The 20,043-nt window shown below is 43.0% G+C and carries 23 protein-coding genes; 20 read left to right on the top strand and 3 right to left on the bottom strand.

The annotated features are described in order from the left end of the window. Window positions 1-4 precede the first annotated feature (4 nt). The 15 genes from KS242_RS12465 to yunB all read left to right on the top strand — a co-directional run bounded on the left by KS242_RS12465 (window position 5) and on the right by yunB (window position 13,731). A complete protein-coding gene (locus KS242_RS12465; protein ID WP_217321625.1) occupies window positions 5-847 on the top strand; it encodes a MetQ/NlpA family ABC transporter substrate-binding protein in 843 nt (280 codons plus the stop codon). A gap of 223 nt (window positions 848-1,070) precedes the next feature. Continuing rightward, window positions 1,071-1,850: a Fe-S cluster assembly ATPase SufC gene (gene sufC, locus KS242_RS12460; protein ID WP_097039847.1), complete on the top strand. Its 780-nt coding sequence runs from the start codon at window positions 1,071-1,073 to the stop codon at window positions 1,848-1,850. 17 nt (window positions 1,851-1,867) lie between these two features. Further along, window positions 1,868-3,172, top strand: a complete 1,305-nt coding sequence (sufD, locus tag KS242_RS12455) for a Fe-S cluster assembly protein SufD (protein ID WP_217321624.1) — start codon at window positions 1,868-1,870, stop codon at window positions 3,170-3,172. Next, window positions 3,172-4,398, top strand: a complete 1,227-nt coding sequence (locus tag KS242_RS12450) for a cysteine desulfurase (protein WP_217321623.1) — start codon at window positions 3,172-3,174, stop codon at window positions 4,396-4,398. Before sufD ends, KS242_RS12450 begins: the two co-directional genes overlap by 1 nt. After that, window positions 4,388-4,822 (top strand): Fe-S cluster assembly sulfur transfer protein SufU, encoded by a 435-nt coding sequence (gene sufU / locus KS242_RS12445; protein WP_217321622.1) that lies wholly within the window; start codon window positions 4,388-4,390, stop codon window positions 4,820-4,822. Before KS242_RS12450 ends, sufU begins: the two co-directional genes overlap by 11 nt. Before the next feature lie 52 nt (window positions 4,823-4,874). After that, window positions 4,875-6,272, top strand: coding sequence for a Fe-S cluster assembly protein SufB (gene sufB / locus KS242_RS12440; RefSeq protein WP_217321621.1), 1,398 nt, complete (start codon window positions 4,875-4,877; stop codon window positions 6,270-6,272). A gap of 289 nt (window positions 6,273-6,561) precedes the next feature. Further along, window positions 6,562-7,041, top strand: a complete 480-nt coding sequence (locus KS242_RS12435) for a DUF2975 domain-containing protein (RefSeq protein WP_217321620.1) — start codon at window positions 6,562-6,564, stop codon at window positions 7,039-7,041. 10 nt (window positions 7,042-7,051) lie between these two features. After that, the gene (locus KS242_RS12430; RefSeq protein WP_217321619.1) at window positions 7,052-7,276 is read left to right on the top strand and encodes a helix-turn-helix domain-containing protein; all 225 of its coding nucleotides are present in this window, start codon (window positions 7,052-7,054) and stop codon (window positions 7,274-7,276) included. Between the two features lie 114 nt (window positions 7,277-7,390). Then, window positions 7,391-8,182: a DUF817 domain-containing protein gene (locus tag KS242_RS12425; RefSeq protein WP_217324148.1), complete on the top strand. Its 792-nt coding sequence runs from the start codon at window positions 7,391-7,393 to the stop codon at window positions 8,180-8,182. Between the two features lie 77 nt (window positions 8,183-8,259). Next, the gene (locus KS242_RS12420) at window positions 8,260-9,051 is read left to right on the top strand and encodes an SDR family NAD(P)-dependent oxidoreductase (RefSeq protein ID WP_217321618.1); all 792 of its coding nucleotides are present in this window, start codon (window positions 8,260-8,262) and stop codon (window positions 9,049-9,051) included. A gap of 75 nt (window positions 9,052-9,126) precedes the next feature. Beyond that, the gene (locus KS242_RS12415; protein WP_217321617.1) at window positions 9,127-9,942 is read left to right on the top strand and encodes a sulfite exporter TauE/SafE family protein; all 816 of its coding nucleotides are present in this window, start codon (window positions 9,127-9,129) and stop codon (window positions 9,940-9,942) included. A gap of 14 nt (window positions 9,943-9,956) precedes the next feature. Continuing rightward, window positions 9,957-11,348, top strand: coding sequence for a bifunctional metallophosphatase/5'-nucleotidase (locus tag KS242_RS12410; protein WP_217321616.1), 1,392 nt, complete (start codon window positions 9,957-9,959; stop codon window positions 11,346-11,348). 52 nt (window positions 11,349-11,400) lie between these two features. Continuing rightward, on the top strand, window positions 11,401-11,700 hold the full coding sequence (locus tag KS242_RS12405; RefSeq protein WP_371747636.1) for a YunC family protein: 300 nt from the start codon (window positions 11,401-11,403) through the stop codon (window positions 11,698-11,700). A gap of 99 nt (window positions 11,701-11,799) precedes the next feature. Next, a complete protein-coding gene (locus KS242_RS12400; RefSeq protein WP_217321614.1) occupies window positions 11,800-12,891 on the top strand; it encodes an HD-GYP domain-containing protein in 1,092 nt (363 codons plus the stop codon). A gap of 54 nt (window positions 12,892-12,945) precedes the next feature. Continuing rightward, window positions 12,946-13,731: a sporulation protein YunB gene (gene yunB / locus KS242_RS12395; protein WP_217321613.1), complete on the top strand. Its 786-nt coding sequence runs from the start codon at window positions 12,946-12,948 to the stop codon at window positions 13,729-13,731. A 1-nt stretch (window position 13,732) separates the two neighbouring features. On the opposite strand, the gene KS242_RS12390 is transcribed toward yunB, so the two are convergent. Then, a complete protein-coding gene (locus KS242_RS12390; RefSeq protein ID WP_217321612.1) occupies window positions 13,733-14,725 on the bottom strand; it encodes a M23 family metallopeptidase in 993 nt (330 codons plus the stop codon). A 146-nt stretch (window positions 14,726-14,871) separates the two neighbouring features. Between KS242_RS12390 and KS242_RS12385 the strand changes: the two genes are divergently transcribed. Genes KS242_RS12385 through KS242_RS12375 form a run of 3 tightly spaced genes read left to right on the top strand, consistent with a single transcriptional unit; the run spans window position 14,872 to window position 16,389 of the window. After that, on the top strand, window positions 14,872-15,153 hold the full coding sequence (locus KS242_RS12385) for a YutD family protein (protein ID WP_254391699.1): 282 nt from the start codon (window positions 14,872-14,874) through the stop codon (window positions 15,151-15,153). 25 nt (window positions 15,154-15,178) lie between these two features. Continuing rightward, a complete protein-coding gene (locus KS242_RS12380; RefSeq protein WP_217321611.1) occupies window positions 15,179-15,622 on the top strand; it encodes a DUF86 domain-containing protein in 444 nt (147 codons plus the stop codon). After that, entirely contained in the window at window positions 15,622-16,389 is a 768-nt protein-coding gene (locus KS242_RS12375) for a TIGR01457 family HAD-type hydrolase (RefSeq protein WP_217324146.1), read from the top strand. The genes KS242_RS12380 and KS242_RS12375 overlap by 1 nt, the downstream gene beginning before the upstream one ends. A 51-nt stretch (window positions 16,390-16,440) precedes the next feature. Here KS242_RS12375 and KS242_RS12370 read toward each other — a convergent pair whose 3' ends face one another. Together KS242_RS12370 and KS242_RS12365 are read right to left on the bottom strand one after the other, a co-directional pair. Further along, window positions 16,441-16,944: a spore coat protein gene (locus KS242_RS12370; protein WP_254391698.1), complete on the bottom strand. Its 504-nt coding sequence runs from the start codon at window positions 16,942-16,944 to the stop codon at window positions 16,441-16,443. A 127-nt stretch (window positions 16,945-17,071) separates the two neighbouring features. Further along, on the bottom strand, window positions 17,072-17,569 hold the full coding sequence (locus KS242_RS12365; RefSeq protein WP_217321610.1) for a phosphatidylglycerophosphatase A family protein: 498 nt from the start codon (window positions 17,567-17,569) through the stop codon (window positions 17,072-17,074). A 126-nt stretch (window positions 17,570-17,695) separates the two neighbouring features. On the opposite strand from KS242_RS12365, the gene KS242_RS12360 reads away from it, so the two are divergent. After that, a complete protein-coding gene (locus KS242_RS12360) occupies window positions 17,696-18,655 on the top strand; it encodes a protein kinase family protein (RefSeq protein WP_217321609.1) in 960 nt (319 codons plus the stop codon). A gap of 87 nt (window positions 18,656-18,742) precedes the next feature. After that, window positions 18,743-20,038 (top strand): homoserine dehydrogenase, encoded by a 1,296-nt coding sequence (locus KS242_RS12355; protein ID WP_217321608.1) that lies wholly within the window; start codon window positions 18,743-18,745, stop codon window positions 20,036-20,038. The last annotated feature ends 5 nt before the right edge of the window (window positions 20,039-20,043 follow it).

Here is a 20,043-nt window from a genome sequence, read left to right as displayed (position 1 = left end):
TTACATGAAAAAGTCATTATTAGTTATTTTATCGGCTGTATTTATGATTTTCTTGGCAGCCTGCGGTTCTTCTGATTCTTCAGACAGCAGCTCAGACGAGAAAACAATCAAAGTCGGTGCCTCAAGTACACCGCACGCAGAAATTCTTGAAGCAGCAAAACCACTGTTGGAAGATGAAGGTATTGATCTTCAAATTGAAGAATATCAAGACTATATCTTCCCGAACCAAGACTTGGCAAATGGTGATCTTGATGCGAACTACTACCAGCACATTCCGTATCTAGATAATTATAATGAAGAGACAGAAGGCGAAGAAGATGACATAATCAGTCTGGGAGCGGTCCACTTAGAGCCGATGGGTATCTACTCTAAGAACATTAAAAGTGTCGAGGATATTAAAGAAGGTACAGAAGTGCTAGTGGGTCGAAATCCTGCTGAGCAAGGACGTGTGCTTTCTATCTTCCAGAATGCAGGTCTAATCAAAATTAGTGATGATGTCAAACCTGTCAATGCGACATTTGATGACATTGCTGAAAACCCGAAAAATTTGAAATTCAGCATGGAAGTAGATCCAGCAATTCTGCCTGAGACGTACGAGAGAGAAGAAGACGCACTTGTAGTTATCAACACAAACTACGCATTGGAAGCCGGTCTTAAACCTTCTGAGGACGCGCTTATACTTGAAGAAACAAACTCTCCTTATGGAAATATTATTGCTGCTAATCCGGAAGATAAAGATAACGAAGCATTGCAGAAACTAATGGATGTGCTTCATTCTGATGATATCAAGCAATTTATTGAAGAAGAGTACCAAGGGGCAATCCTGCCTGTAGATACAACAGAATAATATTCTCATGCCCTTTGTTGGATTCTCAACAAGGGCATTATTTTTTGTCGAAAATAGAAATGTGTTACAATAGAAGATGAACATGTTAAAAGCGTGTTTTTATCTGGTAAAAAAGTTGATAAGTGTTGTACAATGCTTTAAGATTATAATGAGAATAAATTGATAATGTGTTTAAATAAACATTATCAAAATTTATAAAATAGCAGCTATCGGAGGGTTAATAATGGCAGGTTCAGTTTTAGAGATTAAAGACCTACATGTTTCGATTGAAGATAAGGAAATACTTAAAGGTGTAAACCTTACGATAAAAAGCGGAGAATTCCATGCGGTAATGGGACCAAACGGTACTGGTAAATCCACATTGGCATCCGCAATCATGGGTCATCCAAAATATGAAGTAACAAGCGGAAGCATCACGCTTGACGGCGAAGATGTATTGGAAATGGAAGTGGACGAGCGTGCTCGTGCCGGTCTATTCCTTGCTATGCAGTATCCAAGTGAAATCAGCGGAGTAACAAACTCTGACTTCTTGCGTTCTTCTATTAACGCACGCCGCGAAGAAGGCGACGAGATTCCATTGATGAAGTTCATTAAAGAAATGGACGAAGCAATGGACTTCCTTGAAATGGATAAGAACATGGCACAGCGCTACTTGAACGAAGGTTTCTCCGGCGGTGAGAAGAAGCGTAATGAAATTCTGCAGCTGCTTATGATGAAAGCAGAAATCGGTATTCTTGATGAGATTGATTCCGGTCTTGATATCGATGCACTGAAAGTTGTTGCAAAAGGTATTAACAGATTGCGCGACGAAAACTTCGGCTGCCTAATTATTACCCATTATCAGCGTTTGCTAAACTACATTGAGCCTGACTTCGTTCACGTTATGATGCAAGGCCGTGTCGTTAAATCCGGCGGTTCTGAGCTTTCTAAACGTTTGGAAGCTGAAGGATATGACTGGATTAAACAAGAGCTTAACATCGAAGACGAAACAATTAACGCGTAAACTGGAGGAGGGATCTTATGACTGTTGAAACGAAGCAACCATATAACGATGAATATATCAGCCGTTTTTCCAGTTCCCGCAATGAGCCTGAATGGATGAAGGATCTTCGTCAGCAAGCTCTTTCTCAATCGGAATCTTTGGACATGCCAAAACCCGATAAGACTGGGATCAAAAACTGGGACTTTGATACGTATGTGCATGAAACAGAAGGCAGCAAAATTGATGCATTGGACAAGCTGCCGGCAAGCGTTGCTGCTTTAATTGATGCAGACAATGCACCTAACTTGTACATTCAGCGCAACAATAGTGCTGCATACCTTGCACTTGATGAAAAATGGAGCAAGCAAGGCGTTATCTTTACGGATATCTTCACTGCGCTGCAGCAGCATGCTGACCTTGTGAAGCGCTATTACATGAAGGATGCAGTAAGTGTAGATGAAGACCGTTTGACTGCTTTACATGCAGCTCTAATGAACGGCGGTGTCTTCGTCTATGTTCCGAAGAATGTCGTGGTAGAAGAGCCGCTTCAAACAATCTTCTGGCAGGAAGATGACAGTGTTGCTTCCTTTAACCATATCTTGATTGTTGCAGAAGCGAACAGCTCGGTAACGTATGTAGAAAACAGCATTTCTCACAATGCTGATACAGCAACATTTGCTAACGTGGTAACGGAAGTAATTGCCGAAGACAATGCGAACGTATCTTACGGCGCAGTGGATAACTTTGCTGCAGGTACGACTGTTTATGCGAAACGCCGCGGTGTTGCTTATCGTGATGCACGCATTGATTGGGCAATCGGTCAAATGAATGACGGAAACACAATCAGTGAACATATCACACACTTAATCGGAGATAACTCTGGTTCAGAAGCGAAAAGTGTTGTTGTGGGACGCGGAAAACAAATCCAAAACTTTACAACGAACATTATTCACTTTGGTAAGAATTCCGTCGGAAACATCTTATCCCATGGTGTTATGAAAGAACAGGCAAGCTCTGTATTCAATGGTATTGGTAAAATCGAGCATGGTGCCAGCAAATCAGACGCTACCCAAGAAACACGTGTCTTAATGCTTAGCCAAGGCGCTCGTGGTGATGCCAACCCGATTCTCTTAATTGATGAAGATGATGTAGTTGCCGGACACGCAGCTTCTGTAGGCCGTGTTGATCCGCTTCAGCTTTATTACTTGATGAGCCGCGGAATCACCAAGCAGGAAGCAGAACGTTTGATTATCCATGGATTCCTTGCACCTGTTGTAAACCAGCTGCCAATTGAAACAGTAAAAAATCAGCTGACACAGGTAATTGAAGGGAAAGTAAACTAATGGATGCCCGCTCTATCCGTGAACAGTTCCCGATTCTGAATCAAGAGGTCAACGGACATCCGCTGGTCTACTTGGACTCTTCTGCAACTTCCCATAAACCGCTTGCGGTTTTGGAAGCTGTGGATGCTTATTACCGGAACGATAACAGCAATGTGCATCGCGGTGTGCATACGCTGGGAACCCGGGCTACGGATAAATATGAAGGTGCCAGGGAAAAGGTGCAGCAGTTCATCAACGCCAGAAGCACGAAGGAAGTCATTTTTACACGCGGTACAACGACTGCCATCAATACAGTTGCGCATAGTTATGCTCGTGCAAACTTGAAACCTGGTGATGAAGTAATCATTACACCGATGGAGCATCACAGCAACATCATTCCTTGGCAGCAAGCTGTCAAAGCGACTGGCGCTACATTAAAATACTTTGAATTAAATGATGATGGTACACTGAACATGGACGATGTGAAAAAGTCGATTGGTCCGCAAACAAAAATCGTAGCTTTGACACATGTTTCTAATGTTTTGGGTACAATCAATCCAATAAAAGAAATCGTCGAACTTGCTCATCGGCAGAATGCTGTTGTACTCGTAGACGGTGCACAAGGGGCTCCTCATCTGAAAGTAGATGTGCAGGAAATCGATTGCGATTTCTATTGCTTTAGCGGTCACAAAATGTGCGGCCCAACAGGAATCGGAATCCTTTACGGAAAGCAGGAATTGCTGGAAGAAATGGAGCCGGTGGAATTCGGCGGTGAAATGATTGATTTCGTCCATTTATACGATTCCACATGGAAAGAGCTTCCCTGGAAGTTTGAGGGAGGAACTCCGATTATTGCTGGTGCCATTGGTCTTGGCGCTGCGATTGATTTTCTTAATCAAATCGGTATGGATGAGATCGAAGCACATGATCAGAAGCTGACAAATTACGCAATGGAACGTATGCGCGAGATTGAAGGTCTGGATATTTATGGACCTGGAGCTGACAAACGATCTGCTGTTGTTACTTTCAATATTGACGGTGTGCATCCGCATGATACGGCTACAGCTCTCGACAGTATGGGGATTGCAGTACGTGCCGGCCATCATTGTGCACAGCCGCTTATGCGCTGGCTGAAGGCGACAGCAACTGCCCGAGCAAGTATGTACGTCTATAATACCGAAGACGATATCGACCAACTTGTCAGCGGTCTGACAAGAACGAAGGAGTTTTTCGGCAATGTCTTTTGATAATTTAGATACACTGTACCGCCAAGTGATCATGGATCACTATAAACATCCGCGCAATCGTGGTAAGCTGGAAGGAGACGCACTTGTAGTCGATATGAACAACCCGACATGCGGTGACCGTATCCAGCTTCATCTCGAAGTAGAGGATGGCAAGGTAAAAGATGCAAAATTTGATGGAGAAGGCTGTTCGATCAGCATGTCTTCTGCTTCCATGATGACACAAGCTGTCAAAGGAAAACGTGTAGAAGATGCGCTTCGGATGTCAGAGCTGTTTTCTGATATGATGTTAGGGAAAGAGATTGATCCTGGTGATTTGGAGCTTGGTGATATTGAGGCACTGCAAGGAGTTGCAAAATTCCCAGCCCGCATTAAATGTGCGACACTCGCCTGGAAGGCGATGGAGCAAGGCGTCGAAAAGAAATAAATTGTGAACACTGTCGTGTGTAGAATAGATAAATCTTGAAGGAGGCTTTACCATGGCTAAAAAAGCGCCTGAAATTGGAGATTACCAATATGGCTTCAGCGACCGTGATGTGTCCATTTTCCGTACGGAAAAAGGCCTTACACCGAAGATTGTTGAAGAAATCTCTAAGTTAAAAGAAGAACCACAATGGATGCTGGACTTCCGTCTTAAATCATTGGAGCAGTTCTACAAGAAGCCAATGCCACAGTGGGGCGGAGACCTTGCTGAGCTTGACTTCGATGAAATCACGTATTACGTAAAACCTTCTGAGCGTTCCGAGCGTTCTTGGGATGAAGTACCAGAAGAAATCAAAAACACATTTGATAAACTTGGTATTCCAGAAGCTGAACAAAAATACCTTGCAGGTGTTTCTGCGCAATATGAATCAGAGGTTGTTTATCATAACTTGAAAGAAGACCTGGAAGAAATGGGTATCGTCTTCAAGGATACAGATACAGCGCTTAAAGAAAATGAAGATCTTTTCCGCGAGCACTTCGGTAAATTGATTCCGCCATCTGATAATAAGTTTGCTGCACTAAACTCTGCTGTATGGTCCGGCGGTTCCTTCATTTATGTACCGAAGGGTGTTAAAACGGATACACCATTGCAAGCCTACTTCCGGATCAACTCCGAGAACATGGGGCAGTTTGAGCGTACACTTATCATTGTAGATGAAGGTGCTTCTGTGCATTATGTAGAAGGTTGTACAGCTCCTGTTTATACAACGAATTCTTTGCATAGTGCGGTTGTAGAAATCTTCGTTAAAAAAGATGCTTACTGCCGTTATACAACGATTCAAAACTGGGCAAACAACGTCTACAACTTGGTTACAAAACGTGCGACAGTTGATGCGAATGGTACGATGGAATGGATTGATGGTAATATCGGTTCTAAACTTACAATGAAATACCCTGCGGTTATCCTTAAAGGAGAAGGCGCTCGCGGTATGACATTGTCCATCGCCCTAGCTGGTAAAGGCCAGCACCAGGATGCCGGCGCGAAAATGATGCACTTGGCACCAAATACTTCTTCAACGATTGTTTCTAAATCCATCTCCAAGCAAGGTGGTAAAGTGACGTATCGCGGAATCGTTCATTTCGGTAAGAAAGCAGACGGTGCACGCTCTAATATCGAGTGTGACACGCTGATTATGGATAACAAATCCACTTCCGATACGATTCCATACAACGAGATCTTCAACGAGAACATCTCCTTGGAACACGAAGCGAAAGTTTCCAAAGTATCCGAAGAGCAATTGTTCTACTTGATGAGCCGTGGTATCTCTGAAGAAGAAGCAACAGAAATGATCGTAATGGGCTTCATCGAGCCATTCACGAAAGAACTTCCAATGGAATATGCCGTAGAAATGAACCGTTTGATTAAGTTCGAAATGGAAGGTTCTATCGGTTAACAAAAAAACGGAGTCACGTCTCAGAAGACGGACTCCGTTTTTTTATTATTTATTATGATGGCTATTTCTAGTTTTGGAAGTATAGACTTCGTCAGCAAGTGACCATATCTTTTATATTAAACTGACAAGATCCTTGCAGTTAGTAAGATAAAATGATTTTCTTTACATCTCCTTGTGGGGATGTTTTTTATTTAAACAATAATAAAATAATACTTATCGGCAATTATTTATTGTAAAACGATAAATGATGTATTAGAATCAGTTATAGAAATGAAATGAGGTGCTTAGTATGAAACGAGAAACACTCTTTTTAAAGGCTGCTTTATTGTTCATGGCTTTACCGGTTCTTGCATTATGTATCTTTGCAATTCCGAATATAGCTTTTGGTTCAGCAGATTATTATCCAGAAGTAGAATTTTTAAAATATCTAGTCTTGGTTGGCTTGTATGTAACAGCATTGGCATACTTTTTAGCTCTTTATCAATCTTTCCGCTTGCTTGGTTTTATTGATAAAAATGTAGCTTTTTCCGATTTGTCTGTTAGGGCATTAAAAAATATTAAACTCTGCGCAATGGCGATTAGTGTTGTTTACATTATTCTTTTGCCGTTAATTTATGTTGTGGCTGAGAGGGATGACGCCCCAGGTCTAATTTTGGTAGGAATGGCGCTTATATTCGGACCACTAGTAGTAGCGATTTTTGCTGCTGTTCTGCAAAAGCTGCTGAAAAATGCCATTGATATAAAATCAGAAAACGACTTGACGGTCTGAGGAGAATAAAATGGCGATTATAATAAATATTGACGTAATGCTGGCAAAAAGAAAAATGAGTGTGACAGAACTATCAGAGCGGGTTGGCATCACAATGGCCAATCTCTCTATTTTAAAGAATGGTAAGGCAAAGGCGATTCGTGTTTCAACATTAGACGCGATTTGTAAAGCATTAGACTGTCAGCCAGGTGACATATTGGAATATCAAGCTGAAGAAGATAATCACAGCCAGTAATTCTACGAATACAAAAATTGGATACAGAGAGGAATGGAAGTGATGGAGAAGAATAGCGTGTATGCAAATCAGGATACGATAGCATCTGATAGAAGCACATGGGAATCTAAGGGAATTCGAGCCGTAAAGCAGCTGATTCATTTCGGCTGGGGTCAGGCACTATCTTGTTTATTTCCAGTTGTTATTTTTGCATCTTTGGCGCTGACACAAATCTTTCCGCTTCCTTTTCTTCCACGCTATGATTGGCTGCTGGTTATCTGTGTACTGATGCAACTAGTGATGGTGCGTGCGGGCCTTGAAACAAAGGATGAATTGAAAGTCATTACGTTGTTTCATATAATCGGACTTGCTTTGGAACTCTTCAAAGTGCATATGGGCTCCTGGTCTTATCCTGACGAAGGATATTCGAAAATATTTGGAGTGCCGCTATACAGCGGGTTCATGTATGCAAGTGTCGCAAGCTATTTATGCCAAGCTTGGAGAAGATTGAAGGTAAACTTGGTAAATTGGCCGCCTTTTCTAACGGTTGTTCCCCTAGCTGCTGCAATCTATGTGAATTTCTTTACGCATCATTATTGGATGGATGTAAGGTGGATTTTATCAGGACTCGTTATTATCGTATTCTGGAGAGCTTGGGTTACATACGAAGTGAACCAAGTTCGTTATCGTATGCCGCTTGCACTGTCCTTTGTTCTTATCGGCTTTTTTATCTGGATTGCCGAAAATATTGCCACGTTCTTCGGTGCTTGGGAATATCCAAATCAAGCAGATGCATGGAGTCTCGTGCATCTTGGCAAAGTAAGTTCATGGCTTTTATTAGTCATTGTCAGCTTCCTCATTGTAGCGACGCTAAAATTGTATAAAGAGAAGTTGCCTCACAAAGGCATTGATGATTCTAAGCAGTAGATTGAATCTTACTGATGTTTGTTTTTTTCATACAATGGGAACATCTCTTTTATGTGAAAGATAAGGGAGATGAAACCATGAGCTATAATTTGAAAAATAAAGTAGCCATTGTAACTGGTGCCAATGACGGAATTGGTCTGGCTGCAGTGCGAGCGTTTCTTGATGAAGGGGCGAAAGTAGTTGGTGTGAGTTTGCAGACCGATTATGTAGAGGAAGATGCCTCGAATCGTTCTGCCTTTTTGCCGCTCGAGATTGATTTGACAGAAGAAGGTGCTGCGGAGAAAGTAGTCGAGACGGCTGTCTCTCATTTCGGGAAGCTCGATGTTTTGGCCAATGTAGCTGGAATTGCCACTTATAAAGATAGCTTTATGGAAGTGACAATGGATATTTGGAAAGAAACGTTTGAAACCAATTTGTTCTCGGTGGTGGCATTAACGAAGGCGGCCATCCCTGAGCTGAAAAAGCAGCCGGGAGCGAGTATCGTAAATATTGCTTCTGAAAGCGGGCACGTACCAGATTCATTTGCAATTGACTATAGCGGCAGCAAAGCAGCAGTGTTAAATTTGACGCAAGCATTGGCGGACGAGTTTGGCGGAGATATCCGCGTAAATGTCGTTTCTCCTGGCCCAACCCGTACAACACTGTGGAATAAGCCGGGTGGCATGGTCGACATGCTGTCAAACAAGTTTGACAGAGAAGGCGAAGAGGCTGTCAGCTATTTTGCGAAAGAAGTCCGGCAGATACCGCGCGGTGAAATTGGACAGCCGGAAGAGATTGCCAATGTTATTGTCTTTCTTGCTTCGGATAAAGCATCCTATGTCAATGGAGCTGAATTCCCAGTGAACGGCGGATCGGTCAAATATAAATAATTTCTGTTATAATGGTGTGACTGTGTTATACAGTCACGCCTTTTTTAAATTACATAGAAGATGGAAGGGATAATGATGGTCTTTGCCGTAAGTTTACTAATAGGGCTTCTCGCTGCCGCATTGGGCAGTTTGGTAGGTTTAGGAGGAGGCATTATCCTCGTTCCGCTGCTGTTAATTTTAAGCAGTTTTTGGGATAAGTTCAGCTGGGCAACACCGCAAACAATCGTTGGTGTTTCTGTTATTGTCATGATATTTACTGCTTTATCATCTACGCTAACCTACATGAAAAGCGGAAGAGTCGATTACAAAAGCGGCCTCATTTTCTTGGCGGGCGGAGTACCGGGAGCAATTCTGGGCTCATTCCTGAACCGGTTTGTATCGGGAGACGGTTTCTCGCTTTATTTTGGTATATTAGTATTAATTGTTTTCTTTATGTTCTTTGTAAAACGGAAAGAGCAAGAGAAAACCAATCTGAAAGGAATCATTGTTACAAAAGAACTGGATGGAAACACATACACGTATAGTTTCCGATTTCTTGCAGCCTTCTTATTATCGCTGTTCGTTGGGTTGCTTTCGGGGATGTTTGGAATTGGCGGAGGCAGCTTTATGGTGCCGGCGATGATTCTGTTGTTTGGATTTCCGGCTCACGTTGCTGTAGCGACAAGTATGTTTATGGTGTTTTTCCTCAGTATTGTCAGTACGATTACGCATATTTCGCTCGGCCACGTGGAATGGGTTTATGTATTCGCCTTTATACCAGGAGCAATTCTGGGCGGAATTATTGGGGCGAAGATTAACCAGTTGCTAAAAGGAAATACAGTTGTCTGGATATTACGTATTATGCTTATATTAGTTGCCATCCGTTTAATCTGGGATGGCTTGTCGTCATAAAGGAGTAGAGAAGGATGCAGAAAAAGCTGACGATCAACTACACAAACGATTTGCATAGCTATTTCGAAAATTGGTCGAAAATTGTCGGCTATTTGAAAGAGAATAAGCAGAAGCTAAAAGATGCCGGAGAGACATGCTGGCTGATTGATATTGGTGATCATGTGGATCGATCCCGGCCGATTGCAGAAGCTTTTCGCGGGAAAGCCAATATAAGCTTAATGAACGAAGCAGGCTATGACTTTGCTACAATCGGAAATAACGAAGGCATCACCCTTGATTACGAGGATTTGTATCATCTTTATGATGAGGCGGAATTTCGCGTGGCGGTTGCGAATCTCCACTCAAAGAAAGAAGAAGATCCGGACTGGATGGAACCATCTTGGGTCGTAGAAACAGCAAGCGGCGTAAAGGTAGGCATGATAGGGCTTACTGCACCGTTCCCGGATTTTTATAACCTGATCGGCTGGGATGTTCAAGACCCAATGGAAATTCTGGAGCAAAGAATTCATACCCTCCGCGATTCCTGTGATGTACTCATTCTTCTTTCACATCTCGGGTTATATGCAGATAGAGACATTGCTGCTGCTTTTGATGAGATTGATGTTATCATTGGCGGCCATACGCATCATTTGCTGCAGGAAAGCGAATATGTGAATCAGTGCTTAATTACAACTGCGGGCAAGCAAGGTTTTTATTTTGGTGAAGTAGAAATAACATGGGATACAGAACTTGGCTGTTTGACAGATAAGCAGGCGCGCGTGATTCCGGTTGCTGACTTGAAGGAGGATGAAGCTGCAAGAGAGCATGTCGCAGCTTATGAAGAAAATGCGGCAAAAGCGATGCAGCAGTCAGCTGCCGTTTTATCGTCGCCGCTGCCAGTTTCTCCGTATGAAGATTCTCGTGCAATGGATCTTTTAACAGATTATATGCGACGCTGGACAAAGGCAGATTTTGCTTTTCTCAATGCAGGTGTACTGTTGGAGAGTTTCCCGGCAGGTAATGTTTCCTACATGGATATTCATCGAATTTGTCCCCATCCAATTAATCCGGCGACTGTTCAGTTAACAGGAAGTGTCTTAGAGGAAATTGTCACCGCTGCCCTGCAGCCTGATTTTGTAACTTTCCCGCTCAAAGGATTTGGCTTCCGCGGTGAAGTGATTGGAAAAATGGTTTATAGCGGATTGACATTCGACATTGCCGGAACAGCTGAAAAACCGCAAGCAATAAACCTGAAAATAGCAGGAGAATCGCTAGACCGGAAAAAAGTTTATTCGGCAGCAATGGCAGACACATTCACATTTGGCAATCTGCTTCCGGGTATTAAGCAAGCAGAAGGAAAAAAGTACTTTATGCCGGAAATGCTTCGTGATTTACTTCTCGGTGCATTGCGGGAAATTGAAAAATGAGCTAACACCTCCGATTATCCAACATAGGATATAGCGGAGGTGTTTTCAATTGATGACTGTTGAACCGATGTTTATAGAAGGCAAGCCGTTTACAGCTGTGACAGTGAAACTACCGAAAACAACATTGCTTGTCATATCAAATGATGTTGGCTATATTATGTGCGGCGCACTGGACGTGGATTTACTTAACGAGAAGCTCGCGGATCGCAACATTATTTCAGGGCGAGCAGTTGGAGTCAAAACAATCCAGCAGCTGCTTGATGCACCGCTGGAAAAAGTAACAAATGCTTCCATAGCATATGGATGGCGAGCTGGATTGATCGGTAAGGAAGCTTTAATGCTAATTTCGTAAAAAAATTGTCGAACCTTGGCTTCTTCAATCTAGATTGTTTTCCGATTTTCTGGTACTATTTTATCAGAATGGAATGTTGGAGAGGTTAGGAGTGCAACAATGAGACTAGTTGCGACAAAATCAGTAAAACCCGGCAGCAAGCTTGCACAGCCTGTATACAACGACAAAGGCAGCATTCTGGTTCAACGAGACGTTGAACTGACGAGAAAAATGATTAATCGTTTGAAGGCACTGCGATATACCTACGTTTATATACGGGATGACCGGCTTCTGGACGTCGAGCTTGAATTCTCCACTTCCAGCGAGGAACGGCTAAAAGCGATGCAGGTCATTTACAAATCCTTTCAAGAGATTAAACAGAGCGACAATGGGAAGTATTTGACGGAAAAGATGACAGATAAGATTACAACATCGATTCAAGAGATGGTGAGTAATCTGCGGCCTAAACGTCAGACGCTGACAATTCTTTCCGATATGCTCATATTTGATGATTATATTTTTTCACATTCGGTTAATGTTGCACTATATGCGATGGCTATCGCTAATGAGATGAAGCTGCCTGTTTCGGTCGTGGAGGAAATTGGTTTCGGAGCCATATTGCATGACGTTGGAAAGATGTTTGTACCCCAGGAAGTGCTGCAGAAGACTGGCAAATTAAACGATGAAGAATTTGAGAAAATTAAAGAGCACACAACAAAAGGTTTCCATTACCTACGTAAAATGAATAACATTCCGCTTGTCATTGCACATTGTGCCTATCAGCATCATGAACGAATGAACGGATCCGGTTATCCGCGCGGCATTCAAGGTTCAGATATTCATTTATACGGAAAGATTATTGGAATTGCCGATGTATTTGATGCTGTAACAAGCAACCGTGTCTACCGGGATGCAATGCTGCCGCATGAAGGCTTGGAGATATTATTTGCTGGTGCGGGAGAGCTGTTTGATATGGAAATGGTAGAAGCTTTTAAACGAAGTGTGGCTATTTATCCGACCGGTTTAACTGTCCGTCTGAGTGATGGGCGGGCAGGTATTGTCATCCGGCAGAATGAGGATATCAACACGAGACCGATTGTCCGGATCTTAGAGGAAGCAGATGGGACAGAACCTGATCCTTATGAGGTCAATTTATATGAACATCTGAATATAACGGTTGTAGCTTGTTCGACAGCTGCAGAGTCACACTAGTTCCTATTCTAAGCCCCCTTGGGCAAGCATATGCTTGACCAAGGGGGTTTTTTCATGCGTCCATGGCAGCGCAGAGCTTCTAAAGCACCACCTTCCTTTCGTCATGTGCTTTTCATGAGTCTCTTGCTTTTTGCATTGTTTATTTCGCTGAGTTTATGGCTGGTAAACAAAGGGCTCGAGCCAACTTTAATGGCAATTGCAGAAACAAAAACAGAGCAATTTGCCAAACAGGCAATTAACCAGGCTGTGCAGGCGGAAAAGGAAGCTGATTTGGACTTGAATGCATTCGTGCAAGTAGAGAAAGATACAAATGGAAATGTTACACATGCCAGCTGGGATGCAGCAACGGTTAATGAAGTGCTGCGTAAAGTGACGTTCCGAGTGCAAAATTATCTTCGGCTTATGGAAGATGGCAAAATGCCTGCAGTGAGTGAGGAACAGCTTGCTGAGGAAGCGGCAGCGGATATTATTCAAGAGCAGCTGGAAGAAGACCCAACACTTGTTGACATTCCACTTGGCCAAGCAAGCAATAATGCTTTGCTAGCTAATCTTGGTCCGAAGATACCTGTTAAATTTGAAATGATCGGTTATGTGGAGTCAGGTGTAGATGTGAAGGTCGAGGAGTATGGCATCAATAACGCTATGTTTGTGTTTATGGTCGAAATTAAAGCAAATGTTCGGATTATTATTCCTTTCTCCACCAAGACAACAACTGTGACGCAGGATGTGCTGCTTGGCAGTACCGTCATCCAAGGGCAGGTGCCTGAATTTTATAGTGGCGGAGGGGAAACTGGATCTTCACCATCTTTTTCTATTCCAATGCAAAAGGAAGGCGAATAAATCAGCCTTCCTTTTTTTGCTGTTTTGATTTCTGTTCCCATATACGTAAGTACGGATACGGGTCGAACGAAAACTCAGAGCGTCCGTTATCCTTGTACATACCATAATGCAAATGAGGAGGAAATTTGCCCGACGTACCCGGCGGTCCATATCCGCTTGCCCCGACATAGCCGATTACATCACCAGGTTTGACGATATTCCCAACAGATACACCCTTTTCAAACCCATTCAGATGCGCGTAATAATGGTAAATATTATTGCTGTCACGCAGACCAATGCGCCATCCGCCATACAAATTCCAGCCTTTCAATTCGACAACACCATAAGTCGTAGCATAAACAGGAACACCGTAGTTAGCGAAAATATCAGTACCTTCATGAATACGTCGTCCCCCAAAACCGCGGGCATCTCCCCAAGTATTTCGATAGCTGTAATTATGATGGAGTGGGAGCGGGAAGGAACGCTTGTCCAGTTCAATTGTACCGAATTGCTCATAAACCTTTGCGGTATTCATAATCGTCTGGACAGTTAAATCGCGCTCATAATAATTCCAAAGGGCAATTTTAATATCGTTTTTAGTCGTGCCAGTGCGCTGAATAAAGGAAGCGATTGTAAAAAGTACATCCTCTGGATTATCCGGATCAGCTAAAGCATCGCCATTGCCATCCCGCCCGAGTCCTTGAAACCAAGAAATAGTGGACTCATTCGCCGCTGCTTTTTTATGTTCTGTTATCCCAAACCATTTCTCCTCAGGAATCGTGATAGCAATCAGTTTCTCTGTGTCTGCTTTTGTTGCCGCTGGCAGATTATGTTCGTATTGATCGATGGCAGCTAAATAGTACCACGGCAGCCCTGTTGCCGCTGCTGTCTTCTTGTAGAGGGCCATGCGCTCAAGTTTTGCATTACTTTCTTTGTTTGCTTGCTCCGCGGAAGCAGGCAATGGACAGCTGCTCAGCAGGACAACTAGCAGTATGACAAGATGCAATTTTTTCATATGCTGCTCACCTTTCTTTACTTGTTTGCCGTTAGTTTGTACAGTGTTTGAAATTTCATAACTGCTATTAGCGGATCAATGGAAGAGGAGCGAAATTACAGACAAAATATGCTACACTAGAAACAAGATAGGGGAGTCGATAGCTGGTGAAAACTACCATACAAGGCAAACAGTACGAAGTAGTACAGGATGTTAAGAATGCCTTTCAAGAACAGGCATTTCACGATCGCTATAGCGAGATCCTGACAAAATATGATTATATTGTAGGAGATTGGGGATATGAGCAGCTGCGTTTAAAAGGCTTCTTTGACGACGAAAACCCAAAATCCACCTTTGATACGAAAATAAGCACATTGGAAGATTATCTGTATGAGTATTGTAATTTTGGCTGCGCGTATTTTGTTGTGAAAAAAATAGCGGCAAAGTGAACGTGTAAAGAGAGGGGCTAATACGATGTACTTTGTGGATAAACAAAAGATTGAAGGAATACTTACATATATGGAAGAGCTGCTTGCTGCTGATATAACGTCAGCTGAAGAGCTCACAAGCAAGCTAGCGATGGAACGCCGCGTGCAGCTGCTCATTGAAGCGATATTGGATACGGGCAATAGTGTAATTGATGGATTCATCATGCGTGATCCGGGCAGCTATGATGATATTATCGATATTCTTGCTGATGAGCAGGTAATCGCCGAAAACACAGCCCCAGCTTTTAAAGAAATTATTGCGCTGCGTAAAATGCTTACGGGGAATTATTTGCATGTAAACCATCAAGTGCTGGCAGACACGATGGACAAGCACCATGCACTTCTTGCACAATACGTGGAATGGGTCAGAGCTTATTTAGTGAATGAGACGCGGACAGCTTCCGCTTTCGCAAGGAGCGATCAAGATTGATGAAAGCATATGACGGCTATTTAATTGATTTAGATGGAACCATGTATCTCGGCAGCAAACGAATAGAGGCTGCTCCTGGATTTATTCATAGACTAAGGCAAGCTGGCAGGAAACATTTGTTTGTGACGAATAACTCGACGCGCACACAAGAGCAAGTAGCTGCCAAGCTGCGCCAAATGGATATTGAAGCTGATCCTGAAGACGTGTTTACAACCAGTATGGCGACAGCAGCGTATATACGGGAACAAAAGCCAGCTGCCCGTGTTTATGCCATAGGGGAGGAAGGTTTGTTTGATGCTTTAGCGAAAGAAGAACTCACTATCGCTGATGACAACTGTGATTACGTCGTTATTGGATTGGATACAGCTATTACCTATGAAAAGCTGGCAAAAGCATGCTTATTAGTTCGGGCAGGTGCTACGTTCCTATCTACGAACAGTGACAAAGCGCTTCCGACTGAAGCAGGAATGATGCCAGGAAATGGTTCTTTAACAGCTGTTGTGTCCGTAAGTACAGGAATAGAGCCAATCTTTATTGGTAAACCGGAAAGCATTATGATGGAACAGGCGAGAAAGCTGTTAGAGCTGGATACAGAGCAGGTCGTCATGGTCGGAGATAATTACCTAACCGATATTACAGCTGGCATTCGAGCAGGTATGGACACGCTCATGGTTTGCACTGGTTTTACAAAGCGAGATGAGCTGCCAATGCTGCATCCGAAGCCAACCTATACAATTGATTCATTGGATGAATGGGAATTTAAATAAGGAGCACGCCTAGGAGATTAGGCTGCTCCTTTTTCTATGTCTGACTAGCAGTTAATATCCCATCTTTAATGCTTTGCTGGCATTTTGAATATCACTTTGCAGCAGCTGTTCTAAATTATAGGATGGATAAAGTCCGCGTCTGTACATAAAGTCAAAGATTTTTGCGTGCGTATCAATGGCGCGCTGCAGTTGTTTTCGCAGTGTTTCTCTCAGTACTGGAGTGGCTGTTTCTGTGATAGCAATAGCATAGTTACGAACAGAAGTTTTCGCAAAGACGAGCAAGTCACCAGCAAAAAAGGCAGTATATGTATTTCGTGTTTCTGCTTGATCTTGCAGGCTGGGTGCGGAAGGGTAGAAAGCCAGCAATTCGTTCAAATTCGTCTCAAGGCCTTTAATCGTCTGCTCATAAATAGAGCGCAGTTCACCATCATTCACATTTCCAATGAATTGTTTCAGCTTCATTAAAGCCACAGCTTGGGAAGCGACTAGTTCATGTAATTCGAGTGTTTCATGCCATGCCAAGTGATTTGGGTAGCCTGCGTTTGTGTTTTCCAAGTAATTTCCTCCTTGTGTATCAGACGTTTACACTATATGAAGGAAGCCTAGTTTTGGCTACTCATGAGGTAAAATAATTCGCTTTGCATGAAAGAAGAGCAGCCTTATGATGCAGGCTGCTCTTCTTTCATCCGTCTATATTTTCTTCTTCATTTTGACTATGCGCGAGTCTGCTGGCAGCGGCTGCTGCGATGGCTCCGACGATGTCATCCAGGAAAGTATGACATTCCCCGCTGCTCTTATCGTTAAGCTTCTCCAAAATACCAGGCTTTTGTTTATCGATATAGCCGTAATTCGTAAATCCGATTGATCCATAGAGATTGATGATAGATAGAGCGATGACTTCATCAATTCCATACAAGCTTTCATCACGTTTTAATGTATCCTGCAACGGCTGTTCCAGTTTTCCCTGTTCTGCGAGAACATCCAGCTGGATACCAGTCAGGATGGCGTTTTGGACTTCTCTTTTGGATAATACACGCTCTACATTATAAATACACCGGTCCATTGTCAGACCAGGATAGTATTTTTCCTGCAGGTAATGTACCAGTTCAGCGATATCTTCTACTTGTACACCTCGTTCAATCAGCCATTCGCGTGCTTTTTTCTCTAATTCTGCTGTCATATGATCACGTCACTTTCTATGTATGATTCGGTTAGCAGTATACCCTGTTAGCTTATGCGTCAACCCTCTGCTCTGGAACATGATTCTTCTAGTTGTTTCATAAAATGTAGCAGGAGGTGTTTGTGTGTGCTACAGCTGATGCAGCAATATATACCGGGATTCACCGGAAAACCCGTCTCTTACCGGAATTATCACGCTTATCAGACAATGGAGCATCTTTATGTCATTATACCAGCTCGAACGGAACAAGACAGTTATTATGAATTGGCAGCGATAACGGCATATATGCAGGAAAACGGATTTCCGCGCATTGCACAGCCGCTGATCACGACAGAAGGTCAAATTATTACTGTGTATGAAAATACCCCTTATCTTGTCGTGGAGATGCCGCCACCTTATCCTTTGCGACTAGGTGCGCACGGAGCAGAATTAGCAGCTTTTCACGAGCTGGGAGCTGCTTGTCCATTCGCTCCCGACACGTTGTCCAGTTACGGTATGTGGAGTGAGTTATGGACGGCTCGCTTAGCGCAGGGAGAAAAGCTGTATGCGGAGATTTATCAAAAACGTCCGCTAACGCATGGAGAACGATTTTTTTTAGATACTTTTCCTTATGTGATGGGCAGATCAGAACTGGCTATTCAATATGTAAATGAGACGAATGGCGAGTTCCGTTTTACGGAGGCCGACCAGGCTGCGACTGTTTTTATGAAATATCAATCTGAATTAAAAGAAACGTATGTCCTGCCGCATCAGATTATTTATGATCACCCAGCACGTGATTTAGCTGAATATACCCGAGTTGCTTTTGGAAAAGAAGAAGAGGGAGACATCAAAGAATTTCTTCCTGCTTATATGCAGGCACGTCCACTGTCTGTTTTTGGCATGCGTCTATTGTATGCGCGTCTCGTTATGCCATTGCACATATTTGATCAAATGGAGCAAGGGTTAACCGGAACAGCAGGCGCAGCATATGAAACACTTGTCATGCAGCAGCATATGTATGAGCAGCGTTTGGCGGGCTTGTTTCAGTATATGCAAGTGGATACTCGTTCCCTCGAGATACCTGTGTTGGAAAATTATTTGTAAATGTGGTTGCGGTAATAGATTCATAGCGTTATAATGTCCATTATATAAAAACATTTGTTTATTTCAGGCGGACAGGAGATGGGCGAGATGAAACAAAAGATTCAAATCGGCTTATGCGGACTAGGAACAGTCGGAAGCGGAGTCGTACAGATTTTACAGAATCATCAAGAACAAATCCGCTACAAACTTGGCTGTGAAGTCGAAGTAGCCAAAGTACTCGTGAAAAACAAAGAAAAGAAACGGGAATACATCGGGGATGCTAGCATTCTGACGACAGAACCGTCAGATATTACCGATAACCCTGCTATTGATATTGTAGTCGAAGTGATGGGCGGCATGGACGATACGTATCAGCTGCTCGAACGCAGCATCCGCAACCGCAAGCATATCGTAACAGCTAACAAAGACTTGATGGCTGAGCAAGGCGATAAACTGTTTGCATTGTCGCAGGAATATAATACCGATATCTATTACGAAGCAAGTGTGGCTGGCGGTATTCCTATACTCCGAACCTTAAGTGACGGACTTGCATCCGATAAAATTCAAAAAGTAATGGGAATTGTTAATGGAACAACAAACTTTATTTTGACGAAGATGACTGATGAGAATCTTGCTTTTGAACCAGTATTACAGGAAGCGCAAGCACTTGGATTCGCTGAAGCAGATCCGACTTCGGACGTTGAAGGTTTGGATGCAGCGCGCAAGATGACGTTATTAGCCAATTTAGCATTTAAGATGCCTGTCGCTTATGAAGATGTTGAAGTTTCTGGTATCACTTCTATAACGCAGGAAGACATAGATTTTGCCGGAAGATTAGGCTATCAGATGAAATTGATTGGTATTGCAGCAATGGATGATGGCAAAGTCGAAGTAAGCGTGGAGCCTACTTTGCTGCCGACAGCCCATCCGCTGGCACAAGTGAAAAATGAATATAATGCGGTTTATGTATACGGGCAAGCAGTCGGCGAAACGATGTTCTACGGTCCGGGCGCTGGTGGATTGCCAACAGCTACGGCAGTTGTATCGGATTTGATGGAAGTTGTCAAAAATGTCCGCCTAGGGGTCAGTGGAAAAGCTTATGTGACACCGCAGTACAAAAAAGCATTAAAAGACAATTCACAGAAACATGCGAAGTATTTTGTTCGCGTAGAAGCAGAGGACCAGACAGGTGCTTTCCATGCGGTGACGAATGTATTCGCCGGTGAAAATGTATCGTTTGCAAAAATTCTTCAATTACCGCGTGCAAACTCCAAAACAGCTGAGGTTGTAATGGTGACACATAAGCATAGCAAACAGCAAATCGAAAAAAGCATACAACAGCTGGAAAATTTAGATGTCGTAAAACGAGTTATCAGCTGTTATCGCGTAGACGGAGAGGATTGATTAAG

It is taken from the genome of Terribacillus sp. DMT04 (assembly GCF_019056395.1).
Taxonomy (GTDB): domain Bacteria; phylum Bacillota; class Bacilli; order Bacillales; family Amphibacillaceae; genus Terribacillus; species Terribacillus aidingensis_A.
This window is presented reverse-complemented; position numbering and strand designations above follow the sequence as displayed.

What these genes read in the sequence shown, in the direction of transcription:
- KS242_RS12465 (WP_217321625.1), top strand. Translation starts at nt 5, where the DNA reads ATGAAAAAGTCATTATTAGTTATTTTATCGGCTGTATTTATGATTTTC.
- sufC (WP_097039847.1), top strand. Translation starts at nt 1,071, where the DNA reads ATGGCAGGTTCAGTTTTAGAGATTAAAGACCTACATGTTTCGATTGAA.
- sufD (WP_217321624.1), top strand. Translation starts at nt 1,868, where the DNA reads ATGACTGTTGAAACGAAGCAACCATATAACGATGAATATATCAGCCGT.
- KS242_RS12450 (WP_217321623.1), top strand. Translation starts at nt 3,172, where the DNA reads ATGGATGCCCGCTCTATCCGTGAACAGTTCCCGATTCTGAATCAAGAG.
- sufU (WP_217321622.1), top strand. Translation starts at nt 4,388, where the DNA reads ATGTCTTTTGATAATTTAGATACACTGTACCGCCAAGTGATCATGGAT.
- sufB (WP_217321621.1), top strand. Translation starts at nt 4,875, where the DNA reads ATGGCTAAAAAAGCGCCTGAAATTGGAGATTACCAATATGGCTTCAGC.
- KS242_RS12435 (WP_217321620.1), top strand. Translation starts at nt 6,562, where the DNA reads ATGAAACGAGAAACACTCTTTTTAAAGGCTGCTTTATTGTTCATGGCT.
- KS242_RS12430 (WP_217321619.1), top strand. Translation starts at nt 7,052, where the DNA reads ATGGCGATTATAATAAATATTGACGTAATGCTGGCAAAAAGAAAAATG.
- KS242_RS12420 (WP_217321618.1), top strand. Translation starts at nt 8,260, where the DNA reads ATGAGCTATAATTTGAAAAATAAAGTAGCCATTGTAACTGGTGCCAAT.
- KS242_RS12415 (WP_217321617.1), top strand. Translation starts at nt 9,127, where the DNA reads ATGGTCTTTGCCGTAAGTTTACTAATAGGGCTTCTCGCTGCCGCATTG.
- KS242_RS12410 (WP_217321616.1), top strand. Translation starts at nt 9,957, where the DNA reads ATGCAGAAAAAGCTGACGATCAACTACACAAACGATTTGCATAGCTAT.
- KS242_RS12405 (WP_371747636.1), top strand. Translation starts at nt 11,401, where the DNA reads ATGACTGTTGAACCGATGTTTATAGAAGGCAAGCCGTTTACAGCTGTG.
- KS242_RS12400 (WP_217321614.1), top strand. Translation starts at nt 11,800, where the DNA reads ATGAGACTAGTTGCGACAAAATCAGTAAAACCCGGCAGCAAGCTTGCA.
- yunB (WP_217321613.1), top strand. Translation starts at nt 12,946, where the DNA reads ATGCGTCCATGGCAGCGCAGAGCTTCTAAAGCACCACCTTCCTTTCGT.
- KS242_RS12390 (WP_217321612.1), bottom strand. Translation starts at nt 14,725, where the DNA reads ATGAAAAAATTGCATCTTGTCATACTGCTAGTTGTCCTGCTGAGCAGC.
- KS242_RS12380 (WP_217321611.1), top strand. Translation starts at nt 15,179, where the DNA reads ATGTACTTTGTGGATAAACAAAAGATTGAAGGAATACTTACATATATG.
- KS242_RS12375 (WP_217324146.1), top strand. Translation starts at nt 15,622, where the DNA reads ATGAAAGCATATGACGGCTATTTAATTGATTTAGATGGAACCATGTAT.
- KS242_RS12365 (WP_217321610.1), bottom strand. Translation starts at nt 17,569, where the DNA reads ATGACAGCAGAATTAGAGAAAAAAGCACGCGAATGGCTGATTGAACGA.
- KS242_RS12355 (WP_217321608.1), top strand. Translation starts at nt 18,743, where the DNA reads ATGAAACAAAAGATTCAAATCGGCTTATGCGGACTAGGAACAGTCGGA.